At 66.0% G+C, this 12,043-nt stretch carries 11 protein-coding genes; 7 read left to right on the forward strand and 4 right to left on the reverse strand.

Features of this window, described 5'->3' with window-relative positions; all coding sequences use genetic code 11:
• Nucleotide 1 precedes the first annotated feature (1 nt).
• Nucleotides 2–790 (reverse strand): ABC transporter ATP-binding protein, encoded by a 789-nt coding sequence (locus LQF10_RS12795; protein WP_435531400.1) that lies wholly within the window; start codon nt 788–790, stop codon nt 2–4.
• Nucleotides 791–1,066: 276 nt separating this feature from the next.
• Between LQF10_RS12795 and LQF10_RS12800 the strand changes: the two genes are divergently transcribed.
• Together LQF10_RS12800 and LQF10_RS12805 are read left to right on the forward strand one after the other, a co-directional pair.
• The gene (locus LQF10_RS12800; RefSeq protein ID WP_231064226.1) at nt 1,067–2,233 is read left to right on the forward strand and encodes an ROK family transcriptional regulator; all 1,167 of its coding nucleotides are present in this window, start codon (nt 1,067–1,069) and stop codon (nt 2,231–2,233) included.
• Nucleotides 2,234–2,369: 136 nt separating this feature from the next.
• Complete coding sequence (locus LQF10_RS12805; protein WP_231064227.1) at nt 2,370–4,667, forward strand: family 43 glycosylhydrolase; 2,298 nt, start codon at nt 2,370–2,372, stop codon at nt 4,665–4,667.
• Nucleotides 4,668–4,752: 85 nt separating this feature from the next.
• Here LQF10_RS12805 and LQF10_RS12810 read toward each other — a convergent pair whose 3' ends face one another.
• A complete protein-coding gene (locus LQF10_RS12810; RefSeq protein ID WP_231064228.1) occupies nt 4,753–5,382 on the reverse strand; it encodes a class I SAM-dependent methyltransferase in 630 nt (209 codons plus the stop codon).
• 180 nt (nt 5,383–5,562) lie between these two features.
• Entirely contained in the window at nt 5,563–6,408 is an 846-nt protein-coding gene (locus tag LQF10_RS12815) for a helix-turn-helix transcriptional regulator (RefSeq protein ID WP_231064229.1), read from the reverse strand.
• 179 nt (nt 6,409–6,587) lie between these two features.
• Between LQF10_RS12815 and LQF10_RS12820 the strand changes: the two genes are divergently transcribed.
• From LQF10_RS12820 to LQF10_RS12840, 5 genes are all read left to right on the forward strand, one after another.
• On the forward strand, nt 6,588–7,532 hold the full coding sequence (locus LQF10_RS12820; protein ID WP_231064230.1) for an SDR family oxidoreductase: 945 nt from the start codon (nt 6,588–6,590) through the stop codon (nt 7,530–7,532).
• Between the two features lie 400 nt (nt 7,533–7,932).
• Nucleotides 7,933–8,352, forward strand: coding sequence for a hypothetical protein (locus tag LQF10_RS12825; protein WP_231064231.1), 420 nt, complete (start codon nt 7,933–7,935; stop codon nt 8,350–8,352).
• A gap of 192 nt (nt 8,353–8,544) precedes the next feature.
• Complete coding sequence (locus LQF10_RS12830) at nt 8,545–9,558, forward strand: ATP-binding cassette domain-containing protein (RefSeq protein WP_231064232.1); 1,014 nt, start codon at nt 8,545–8,547, stop codon at nt 9,556–9,558.
• The gene (locus tag LQF10_RS12835) at nt 9,558–10,409 is read left to right on the forward strand and encodes an ABC transporter permease (protein ID WP_231064233.1); all 852 of its coding nucleotides are present in this window, start codon (nt 9,558–9,560) and stop codon (nt 10,407–10,409) included. Before LQF10_RS12830 ends, LQF10_RS12835 begins: the two co-directional genes overlap by 1 nt.
• Nucleotides 10,410–10,483: 74 nt before the next feature.
• Entirely contained in the window at nt 10,484–11,449 is a 966-nt protein-coding gene (locus tag LQF10_RS12840) for a squalene cyclase (protein ID WP_231064234.1), read from the forward strand.
• A 66-nt stretch (nt 11,450–11,515) separates the two neighbouring features.
• On the opposite strand, the gene LQF10_RS12845 is transcribed toward LQF10_RS12840, so the two are convergent.
• Nucleotides 11,516–12,040 (reverse strand): DUF1697 domain-containing protein, encoded by a 525-nt coding sequence (locus LQF10_RS12845; RefSeq protein WP_231064235.1) that lies wholly within the window; start codon nt 12,038–12,040, stop codon nt 11,516–11,518.
• Nucleotides 12,041–12,043: the final 3 nt, after the last annotated feature.

Genomic DNA, 12,043 nt, shown 5'->3' on the forward strand with positions numbered 1-12,043 from the left:
CTCATCGCCCCAGGCCCTTCATCACGTCGAGCACCGAATCGGCCGAGGGGGAATCCATCACCTCGTGCACTCGGCCGTCGACAACGAACACGACGTGGTCGGCCCAAGCAGCGGCGTTCGGATCGTGGGTGACCATCACGATCGACTGATCATGCTCATCGACCGCTGACCGCAGAAAGCCGAGGATCTCCTGTCCGGACCGGGTGTCGAGGTTGCCGGTCGGCTCGTCGGCGAACACCACCTGCGGCCGGGCGACAAGCGCCCGGGCGATGGCAACGCGCTGTTGCTGGCCGCCCGAGAGCTCCGCCGGCCGATGATGCATACGATCACCCAGGCCCAGCATCGACACGACCTGATCGAGCACTTCACCGCTCGGGCGACGGCCCGACAACGTCAACGGCAGGCAGATGTTCTCCTCGGCCGTGAGCGTCCCCACGAGATTGAACGACTGGAACACGAACCCGATCCGTTCTCGGCGCAGCATGGTCAGATCGCGGTCGTCGAGGGCCGACAGATCGGTATTGCCGACGAAGGCGCGGCCCGACGTCAGTCGATCCAGCCCGGCGGCGCAGTGCATCATCGTCGACTTTCCCGAACCCGACGGGCCCATCACGGCCGTGAACTTCCCCGCCGGGAACGCGATCGTGACGTCGTCGAGAGCAGCGACGGCCGACTGGCCGGAGCCGTATCGCTTGACTGCTCCGACGAGCATCACCGCAACGTCATCACCGTTGGATGACTGCGCGTTCCCGAACGGATCAACGACTGTGGAATCTGGATGTGGGGACACGAGACCTCCGAAGAGTGGTTGGTGCCCACCACGATTCCGGCAGCCGCCGGCGGCCGAATCCGCCCACAGAAGGTGACGCGTACTCGCACGGGAGTACACGAGCGACCCGAACGGCCGACCTTGGTGGCAACGATCGGCCGAGGATGGTGAAGGCAGTCACGCTCGATAACCGCACACCCCAGGCACACGCACCGTTATGTCTAATTCTGTCGGTCAGTAGACAGAAGTTCCGTCACCTATTGACGCAATGCATCGTCCAGCCCCAGACTCCCCCTCATGGCAATGACGTCACCCGGTTCGCGGCGCTCCCCCCGTGCCCACCATGAGGCCCGGGTGTTGGATGTGCTTCGAGTGCACGGCAGTGCAAGCCGTGCCCAACTGGCCGCCAGCACCGGACTGTCCCGGGCGACAATCTCGGCGATCACCTCCGACCTTCGGCAGTCCGGACTCATCATTCGCTCGAACTCGGTTGCCGCACATCCCGGTGTAGGCCGGACCCCGGAGCGCCTCACGTTGAACCCCGGCTCGTGCGTGATTGTCGGCGTGGAGTTCAGCCACACGCGCGTGACGGTCGCTGTCTCCGACGTGACACACCGCATTCTCGGATCCAAGGCGCGCGAGCACGGCCGCGACGAGCCATGGGTGCGACGGCTGGGCACAGCGACGGCATTCATCGACTCGCTCGTTGCCGCACCGTCGGAACCGATCGCCATCGGACTCGGCGTTCCGGGAGCGATCACCGGCCGAGAGACGGTCATGACGGGCCTCGAACAGCAGCTCGGCGAGAAATACGGTGTGCCGATCCGGATGGAGAACAATGCGCGCCTGGCAGGGCTCGCCGAGTTCTCCTGGGGGGCGGGCCGCGAGATGACGGACCTCATCTACCTCCGACTGTCCGAGGGTGTCGGAGGCGTGCTGATCGTCGACGGCGAGCCGCGCCTGGGAACCACCGGCTCAGCCGGGGAGCTGGGACACGTCTGTATCAATCCGGACGGACCCATCTGCCGGTGCTCGAACCGCGGTTGCCTCGAGGCCTACGTCGGACTGGGCGCCTTGCTCGCCACCGCCGGTGCGAGCTCTGTCCCTGAGCTCATCGAGGCACTGGACCGCGCCGAACCGGGCGCGCAGGCCGCTATCACCGAGGCAGGTTCGCACATCGGTCTCGTGTTGGCGAACACGTGCCGCATCCTGGATCTGTCGTCCATCGTCCTCGGTGGTCCGCTGGCACAGGTCGGCGAGCATCTCGTTCGCGTGGTGAAACAGACGATCATGCGACACGTGCACAGCACCGCTGCAGAACGCCTGCAGATTCGGGCCGCCGAGCTCGGAAACCTCGATGGCGCCTTGGGCGGTGTCGCGCTAGTACTTCGGGACCGGACGATCCCGGTCGGAACTCGCCCACTGCCTGCCCACGCTCGACGTACCGCAGACGCAGCGATATGAGATCGGCCGCCGTCCTGGCTCTTTGTTCCTGCCCGGTCGATCAGCGCGGTGGAACTGTCGGGACTTGCCCGGCGATGACGGGCCCGGCACCGGGACAACGAATACGGATGTGTGACATGAACAAGGGAGTAGTGGAATGCGAAGGTCCATCAGCATCACAGGTGCCCTGGTCTTGCTGGCCGGCCTCCTCGTCCCGGGTCACGGCAACGCACAGGCGGATGACGCAATGACGACCTACACCAACCCGGTATCGAGCAGCTTCACCGAGAACTTCGCCGACCCAACGATCATCCGCGGCCAGGACGGCTACTGGTACGCCTACGGCACCAATGGACGGCGCTTCGAGGGCGACGAGAAGCAGAACATGATGATCAGCAGGTCCCCAGACCTGGTGAACTGGGAGTGGGTCGGCCCGGTCTTCACACCCGAGACGATCCCCACCTACGACGGGAAGCCCGCCGATGCGAACCGGCAGTTCTGGGCACCAGAGATCGCCTACCTCGATGGCCGCTACGTGCTCTACTACTCCTACGTCGTCCAGGGACCAGGAACCCCGTGGCGGACCGTGGCCGCCGCCACAGCGGAGCATCCGGCGGGCCCGTGGACTGACACGGGCGAGGTCGTCGTCGGCAACGAGACCTGGGAGGTGCGACCTGGCGTCACGCAGATTCGCAACAACATCGATCCCGAGCTCGTCACGACCCCCGATGGCACGCGCTACCTCTATTACGGGTCGGTCCAGGGTGGCGTCCGAGTCGTCGAACTCTCTGCCGATGGTTTGCGCGCGGAAGGCGAACCCGTCCAACTGACCGATGCGCACCGCTACGAGGCCCCCTACGTGGTCTATCGCGACGGGTACTACTACATGTTCCTCTCGGTAATCGGCGGATGTTGTGCGGGCGCTGCATCCGGCTACCCCATCATGGTCGGCCGCTCGACGGACCCCACCGGCCCGTTCCTCGATCGCGACGGCCACACGGTCAACGGCCCACAGGGCGGTGGGACACCCGTGCTGGCACCCAACGGCAACGAGTTCGTCAGCACCGGCCACAATGCGATCGCCACCGACTTGTCCGGCCAGGACTGGATCGTCAGCCACGCGACCGATCGCTTCACCCCTTACGTGACGGGGACCGAGAACGCACGAGGTCTCGCGCTCACGCGTCTCGACTGGATCGACGGATGGCCGATCGGCAACGCCGGTGAAGGCATGCCGTCCGGGCCCACGATCGGACCGGACAACAGGTCCTTCATCAACGACCCGTTCGAAGACGGACTCGCCGGCTGGGAGACCGCGGAGGGATGGTCCCATCGTCAGGGACCGACCGGTGGGTACGTTCACACGGAATCCGATGCTCCGCTGCGTTCGGCAGTCACCGTCGAGGGTGATCTGCGTGCCCGCGGGCTCGTGCGGTTGTCGGAAGGCACGGGCGGGCGGGCCGGCCTCTCCCTCCCGGCACAAGGTCGTCACCGCGTGACCGCGACGATCGACCGAGAGTCCGCGCAACTCGTCGTCACCGGCCCACCGGGAAGGAGAAGCCGCGAAGCCACTGCATCGCTGCCAGCGAACTTCAGCTACGGCACCTGGCACGAGATCGAGATGACCGTCTCCGACGGGCACCTCCGCGTCGCAGTCTCCGAATCCGGGCAATACGACCCGGTCGCCGAGATCACGATCGACCTGCCGCGTGGTGTGCGCGATGGGCACGTGACTCTGCAGGCGGCGGGCACCGCTGCCGATTTCGACGACGTGACTGTCGCGCCCCTGTTCGCTCCAGTGACCGAGGCCGCACCCGACCCCACGGTCGGTTCACTCGATGAGTCCTACTCGGACGAGTTCGACGGCGATCTCGCTGCGCAATGGCAGTGGTTGCGTGACCCTGGTGCCACGATCAGCGACGGCGGACTCGACTTCGCCATCCAGCGCTCAACCCTGATCAACCGGCGACCCCAGGCAGACACACTGCCCTCGCTCCTGCTGCGCGACATGCCAGAGGGCACCTGGACGGCCGAGACAAGAGTGACGGTTCCGTTCGATGACTCCATCCCCTACGGGTGGCCCCAGGCCGGGCTGATCGCCTACACCGATGATGACGAGTGGGTCGAGCTCGCGTATACGACCCGTGAATCGCGACGCTTCGTCGCCTTCGCGAGGGAAACCGACAGTGCCGGACCCGTTGCCTACGGGCATGCGGCGCTCGGGCCGAGCCGTGACACGATGTGGCTCCGGCTCAGGCATACGGTGGCCGCGAACGGCGAGCACCTCTACCGCGCCGCGATCAGCATGGACGGAGAGCACTGGGTCTGGCACGGCACACGTGTGCTCCCGGCCGGTCCGCAGCCCCAGGTCGGTCTGGTAGCGCAAGATCTGGCACAGCTGCCTGAGCAGGAACCGATCACCGCGCGATTCGACTGGTTCCGTACGTACCGCTAGATGGTGTGCGTCATGAGCCTGGTGACACCAGCGGGGGTGTGAGGGAAGGGAGGCGGATCGAGCGCTGCCGGCGCACCGAGGCGCGTCAGCGCCTATCCGCGAGCATCTGGAATGCACGACCGGCCATGATGCTGGGAGGATCCCACTCACCAGCGTGCCGGACGGTGAATCCCGCCTCCTTGACGGTTCCGATCAGGCTCCGCGCAGGCAGCGGCAAAGCTCGAACGTGGCTGGAGATCACCAACTGCCCATCGGCCCGGAGTACTCGGCGAGCCTCGGCGAGCCCCCGGCCGACTGTCGACCACAGGTGGATGTTGTTGACAGAGACGATGACGTCGACCGAGTCGTCCTCCGCTCCGGTTTCCTCAGCAGTGCCAAAGCCACAAAGGACCTGTCTGCCGGGATGAGCCTTGATCCGCCTCAACGTCGCCCGCAACATGGGTTCGGAGGGGTCCAGAGCTACGACCCGGGCACCGCACTCGGCAGCCGCGGATACACCCACCCCCGGCCCGCAGCCGACGACGACTACGCGATCACCGACGCAGGGCGCTGCCAGTTCAACGGCTCGCCGTTCCGTGGCCTCGTTGCCGCGAGCCATCAGAGCACCCCCGAGATGCCCGAGTAGGCCGCTGGGGGTGGCGAACATCCGGCGGAACATGCGATCGGCGAACGTCATCGCTCCCTCGTGGGTGAAGCCGAGGGCTGGCTCGACCATCAGGTCACCGGACGTCGCCGGACGCGGTGGCCACAGGTTGCACACGAGGAATCCGCCTCCTTGATTGGGCAGATTCAGGGTACGGATCGGCCCCTGAGGGGGTGAGTGCCAGAAGTCACGCCGACGATGGCGACCTGCACGCTGTGAGCCGGCCGTCCGCCCACGGGGCGGACGACGCACTCACTCAACGAACATGGACGGGTCGAGAGCGGACAGGAGCTGAAGCTTCTCGTAGCTCTCGGTCCCGGGCGCCGCCGTGTACACCAGGAGGAAGTGCGACTGGTCTGGATCAAGGAGCCTCTGGCAAGCCAGGTCCAGTGCTCCGAGCTCGGGGTGGATGAAGTGCTTGTCCTCGCGGGGACGGATGCCCACTTCATGGTCGTTCCACACCTGGCGGAACTCTTCACTTCGAGCGAGTAACACCTCGGTCAGGTGCGCTGCGCGGGAGGCAGGGCCCCGCAACGTGGTCACCTCGCGCAGGCCCGATACCCACATGCGGGTCAGGAAGGAGTGGTCGTCCGGGGCGTAGCGCCGTCTCGAGGTGGGGTCGGTGAACCATCGGTAGCCCATGCTGCGGGATGGCCCGCTGTACGTGGTCAGATCGCCGGTGAGCGCGACGCCAAGCTCGGTTTGACGCAGGGTCTCGCCGAGTTCGGTGACGATCTCCGCGGGTGTGTCGTGCAGACGGTCGAAGATGCGCAGCAAGCCCGGGCTGATGTGCTCACCGGCCGATCCGCGCGTGGGTGGATGGTGCCCGGAGAGCCGGAAGAGATGGTCGCGCTCATCGAGAGTGAGGTGTAGGCCTTGGGCAATTGCGGCAATCATCTGCTCGGACGGCTGGGGGCCACGCTCGCGCTCGATCCGGGAGTAGTAGTCGGTTGACATGTGGCAGAGCGATGCCACTTCCTCCCGGCGCAGACCGCTCGTCCGGCGGCGCTGTCCGCGCGGGAGGCCAACGTCTTCGGGTTGCAATGATTCGCGGCGGTGCCGGAGAAAGTTCGCCAGGCCGGTGCGGTCGATGGTCACGGACGCCTCCTCGGTGCTAGGACCTTTCTACCGCCAGCGCCCCTATCCATCCACGCCTTGACGATCCCACGATCGACGCCCGGACTGCTCGGCCCTTCGATCGTGGGATCCTCAGGCCCTGGATAGCCCCTTCGGACTCGACGACGGTAGACGCAACGACCCGACGTTCAGGAGCGACCATGCCACGCAGAATGATCGACATCACCGTCCCCGACCTCTCCGGTACACGCACAGTCATCACCGGAGCCAGTGATGGCATCGGGCTCCGGATCGCCACAAGACTCGCAGCTGCGGGCGCCGAGGTGATCATGCCCGTGCGCAACCTGCACAAGGGTGAGGCTGCGATCGCCACAATCCGGCAGACGATGCCACAGGCGAACGTGGCGTTGCGCGAACTCGATCTGTCCTCGCTGAGCTCCGTCGCTGCGCTCGCAGAGGGTCTGCGCAACGAGGACCGGCCCATCCACCTCCTCGTCAACAACGCCGGCGTGATGACACCACCCGAGAGGCAGACGACCGCCGACGGGTTCGAGCTCCAGTTCGGCACCAACCACCTCGGACATTTCGCACTGGTGGCTCACCTCTTCCCGCTGCTACAGGCCGGTCGCGCCCGCGTGACGTCACAAATCAGCATCGCGGCGAACCACGGAGCCATCAACTGGGACGACCTGAACTGGGAACAGTCCTACGCTGGTATGAAGGCCTACAGCCAATCGAAGATCGCGTTCGGGCTGTTCGGACTCGAACTCGACCGGCGCAGCCAGGCGGGCAACTGGGGAATCACGAGCAACATCTCGCACCCTGGCATCGCTCCCACCCGCCTGCTCGCCGCTCGCCCAGAACTCGGCCGCGCTGAGGAAACGAGCGGGCGACGAATCATCGGCGCACTGGCCAAACGAGGCATTCTGGTCGGTACTGTCGAAACGGCAGGTCTGCCTGCCCTCTACGCCGCGACCTCTCCCGATGCCATGCGTGGCGGCCTTTACGGACCGCGCGGTCCGGGCCGCGTGGGCGGCCCTCCTGCAGCGCAGCAGCTCTACTCCCGGCTCCGCAGCGCGGAGGATGCCGAGCGCATCTGGAGGGCATCCGAAGAGCTCACCGACCTCCGCTTCCCCCGCGGTTGACCAAGACGCGCCCGGTCCCCTGACGTGGTCATCTCTATGAAGAACGGTCGATACCTGTCTCGGGGGCGGTGGCGCTGGCTGCGCCGATCTCTCTCGTGAGGATTCGGCAAGGACCTCCACCAGGAACGGACGTCGATCGAGGTCTGGTGATATCCCCCTATGAGGTCGAGACTCACCCATCTGGGGGAGTTCCTCAGACACTGGGGGCATCAGGACCACCTCGTCGTGGGGTACGCGAGTGCCGGCTTGGTTGGTGTACCTCAGTTTCGCTGCGCAAGCGGTGGGTCTGACTGCATCGTTCGTTCTCTACGCCCGCGATCGGTGGGCTCCTGTGTTCGCCGGTGGCACCGCGGAGCGTCCAGGTGGTTCGTTGCGGTCAGCTCTCGTGCTCGCTAGGAGCGTGATCGCGGCCCTGGGCGCCGTGGTGGTCATCGTGCATCTGCTCTGGGGACTGGGTGTGGTGTGGGCGCTCCCGCACCACCTGATCGAAAGCCGCGGGCTCGCTGAACGGCTCGCCGATGTGGCGGCGGCCCTGTTCGCCTCGGCCGCGATCATCGGGTTCCTCCTGCTGTCCTCAAATCGCCTTCACCGAACACCTCCGTGGGTGCCGGTGGCGCTCGCCTGGGTGGGCAGTGGGGCCACGTTCACCAGCGGCGCCTATGCGCTGGCACTGGTTCTGGCCAGCCGCACCGGGACCGACGCCTCAACGCTCCCGCTCGGTTTCGTGCCCGTCGTCGACGTCATCCACGTCGTCGTCGGGATCGCCATCGCCGCTACCGGCGTGGCACACCTGAGCAGATCTCGACTGGATCTGAGGTGACGTCGAGCTCCCCACCACGGACTCGTGGCCAGTGGTGGAGGTTCCCAGGCACCGGAGTTGAACGATTGACAGGAGTGTCAGACCGTCCGCCTAGGGTGAAATCCAGTGGACGCCGTTCCCTCTCCTGCAGAGGATGGAACGAGACGACCCGCCGTCAGAACCCGCAACGTGCGGCTAAGAGAGAGGACACCCGTGAGCATCCCCACGGACCAGCTCGCCATCCATACCGAAGGGCTGGTGAAGAAGTTTGGCGACAACGTCGCCGTCGACGGTATCGACCTCGCCATCGAGCGCGGAGGCGTCTACGGCGTCCTCGGGCCCAACGGCGCAGGCAAGACCACCGCGATCCGCATGCTCGCTACCTTGCTCCGCCCAGATGCGGGCCACGCACACGTGCTCGGGCACGACGTGTTCGCCGAGCCGGCGACGATCCGCAGCAAGATCGCACTCACCGGGCAGTTCGCCTCGCTCGACGAGGATCTCACCGGCATCGAGAACCTCATCCTGCTGGCCAAGCTGCTTGGCTTCCGCACCCGAGCCGCTCGCCTGCGCGGTATGGAGCTGCTGGAGGCGTTTGGCCTCTCCGACGCCGCGAACCGGCAGGTGAAGAAGTACTCCGGCGGGATGCGCCGCCGCCTGGACATCGCCGGCTCGCTCTTGGTGACACCCGAACTGATCTTCCTGGACGAACCGACCACGGGGATCGACCCGAGGAGCCGTAACCAGGTGTGGGACATCATTCGCACGCTGGTGGCATCCGGCACCACGGTGTTGCTCACCACGCAGTACCTGGAGGAGGCCGACCAGCTCGCCGACCGACTGGCCGTGATCGACCATGGCAAGGTCATCGCGGAAGGGACGCCTGGCCAACTCAAGGCGCAGGTGGGTTCGGGAGCGTTGAAGGTGCGGGTGACCGATCCGGCCCAACGAGAGCTGGCCGCAGAGATCCTCAGCAGCACGATCCACGCCGACGTCTCCCGGGAGTCCGACAACGCCTCCCTGCTGGTGCGCCTCAACGAGAATTCCCGGGCTGCCGAGGCACTGACCGCGCTGGAGCAGGCTGAGGTCGGCATCGAGACCTTCGCGCTCGGGCACCCCAGCCTCGACGAGGTCTTCCTCGCGCTGACCGGCAAGCGAACAGACGAGGACCCCGAAGACTCTGCTGGTGCCGACGCGCGCAGCGATGACGAGAAAGTGAACGCCTGATGACCGCCACCACGTCCACACGGACGATCGAGACACGTGCAGAACCGGAGAAGATCCGGAAGATCCTGGTCAGCGCCAGCGACCGCCCACATCGAGCGGGTCCCGTCAGCGCGTCCCTCACCTATGGCTGGCGCGCGCTGCTGAAGATCAAGCACGTGCCGGAGCAGCTCTTCGACGTGACAGTCTTCCCCATCATGATGACCGTCATGTTCACGTACATCTTCGGTGGCGCCCTCGCCGGCTCCGTGGGTGAGTACGTGCAGTGGCTGATCCCGGGCATCTTCGTCCAGACGCTGATCATGATCACGATGTACACCGGCCTGACGCTCAACAAGGACATCTCCAAAGGAGTCTTCGACCGGTTCCGCTCTCTGCCCACGTGGCGGCCCGCCCAGCTCGTGGGTGCGCTGCTCGGGGATCAGGTGCGTTACACCCTGGCTGGAATCATCATCCTGGCGGTCGGCTTCGTGATGGGCTTCCGCCCTGACGGCGGTCTGCCCGGTGTGGTCGCCGCGTTCGTGCTGCTGCTGGTGTTCTCGTTCAGCGTCTCCTGGATCTGGACAGTGGTCTCACTGTCGGTACGCAGCGAGCAGGCAGCGATGGGGATCTCGATGTTCATTCTGATGCCGCTGACGTTCGCCTCGAACATCTTCGTGGACCCGTCGACGATGCCCAGCTGGCTCGAGGGAGTGGTTGAGGTCAACCCGGTTTCGGTGGTGGTCACCTCGGTGCGCGAGCTGATGACCGGCGTCTACGACGCCGGATCGTTGATGACGGTCCTGGTGTATTGCGTGGTCTTGGTGGCCGTGTTCGGGCCGATCTCAATGTTCATCTACAACCGCAAGTCCTGACGGGCCGCTCGCCGGACCGATGGAGCGGCGTACTCAGCCCTTGCCGTGATGCTTGGGTTGAGTACGCTGCGGCCATGACGGCGTCGTCCCTGACCGACTGGTTACTCGATTCCGATCCGGCTCTGCGCTGGCAGGTGGAACGCGACCTCGTCCACGCGCCTGAACATGTGTGGGCGGCCACGCGTGACCGGGTGACAACTGAAGGTTTCGGCGCCAGGTTGCTCGCCCACCAGGACCCCGACGGGCAGTGGGCCGGTGGTGCCTACTTCCCCTCGGACTTCTCCGAGGACCTCTTCGAACAGGAGGGACAGCCGTGGACGGCGACCACCTGGAGCCTGAATGCGCTGCGAGAGTGGGGAGTTCCGCCGTCGGCGTTGGGTGACACGGCGCAGCGGCTGGCGGCGAACAGCCGCTGGGAGTACGACAGTCTGCCGTACTGGGACGGGGAGGTGGACGCCTGTATCAACGGGTACACGCTGGCCAACGGCGCGTGGCTCGGGGTGGACGTCACGGGCATCGCGGCCTGGTTCGTTGAGCATCAACTGCCCGAGGGCGGATGGAACTGTGAGTGGGTGGAGGGATCAACGCGAACCTCCTTCCATTCCACACTGAACAGCCTGTCCGGGATCCTGGCGTGGGAGAACACCACCGGTGGCACGGACGCCGTCCGCGCGGCCCGGCACGCCGGCGAGGAGTACCTGCTTCAACGAGACCTCTACCGGCGATTGAGCACCGGCGAACCGGTGGGCAAGTGGGTAAGTCAGTTCCGCTATCCGGTGCGGTGGTCCTACACGGTGCTCCGGGCCGCCGACTACTTCCGCGCGGCCTGCCTCGCGGACGGCCGGGATCCCGACCCCCGGATGACTCGCGCCATCGAGATGGTCCGGGAGGCCGAGCAACCGGACGGCACCTGGTTGCAAGCGGGCCGCCACCCCGGGCGGATGTGGTTCGAGGTTGACGTTCCAGCGGGCGAGCCATCCAAGTGGCTGACCTTCTACGCCCGCCGCGTGCTGGACTGGTGGGACACCGCTACCCGCTGATTGGTCGCAATACGCGGATACGAGGTCGCCACGATCCACGAGGCGTGTCACCTCGGCGCGAGTTGATCAGGTGAGGAGTTTGCGTACGGTGCGCAGGTTGCGGGTGGTGGTGTCCGCCTTGAACCGCTTCCGGGCGAGCAGCTTCGCCACCGGTGTGTCCAGACTGTGCCCCTTGGGCGTCTCCCAGTAGAGCACCCGCTCCCCCGCGGCCACCCGTTCGCGGTCGTCACCGGGCTGGGGGAGATCCGCCACCAGCATCGTCAGTGCCGCACTATCCCGGCAGAACACCACGTACGGGTGGTGGGTGGACTCATCGGTGTCGAATGGATAGGCCTCGGCGATCCGAGCGAGTTCATCGTGCTCGATCACCTGCACCCAGGCGTCATATCCGAACTGTTCTCGCAACGCGGCCTCGACGAGCTCACGGACCTGTGCACCGGGCCGGTCGTCCTCGAGGAGTACATTCCCACTCGCGAGGACGGTTCGCACGCCCGGGAACCCGGCATGCTGCAGGGTGGCCCGTAGATCAGCCATCGTCATCGTCGTACCCTGTACGTTCACCCCGCGCAGCAGCACCGTGTAGGCCGTCATGGG

This window comes from Ruania halotolerans (assembly GCF_021049285.1).
In the GTDB taxonomy this organism is placed as follows: domain Bacteria; phylum Actinomycetota; class Actinomycetes; order Actinomycetales; family Beutenbergiaceae; genus Ruania; species Ruania halotolerans.

Coding starts and splice junctions, on each gene's coding strand:
- LQF10_RS12800 (WP_231064226.1), top strand. CDS start 1,067: ATGGCAATGACGTCACCCGGTTCGCGGCGCTCCCCCCGTGCCCACCAT.
- LQF10_RS12805 (WP_231064227.1), top strand. CDS start 2,370: ATGCGAAGGTCCATCAGCATCACAGGTGCCCTGGTCTTGCTGGCCGGC.
- LQF10_RS12810 (WP_231064228.1), bottom strand. CDS start 5,382: ATGGTCGAGCCAGCCCTCGGCTTCACCCACGAGGGAGCGATGACGTTC.
- LQF10_RS12820 (WP_231064230.1), top strand. CDS start 6,588: ATGCCACGCAGAATGATCGACATCACCGTCCCCGACCTCTCCGGTACA.
- LQF10_RS12835 (WP_231064233.1), top strand. CDS start 9,558: ATGACCGCCACCACGTCCACACGGACGATCGAGACACGTGCAGAACCG.
- LQF10_RS12840 (WP_231064234.1), top strand. CDS start 10,484: ATGACGGCGTCGTCCCTGACCGACTGGTTACTCGATTCCGATCCGGCT.
- LQF10_RS12845 (WP_231064235.1), bottom strand. CDS start 12,040: ATGACGGCCTACACGGTGCTGCTGCGCGGGGTGAACGTACAGGGTACG.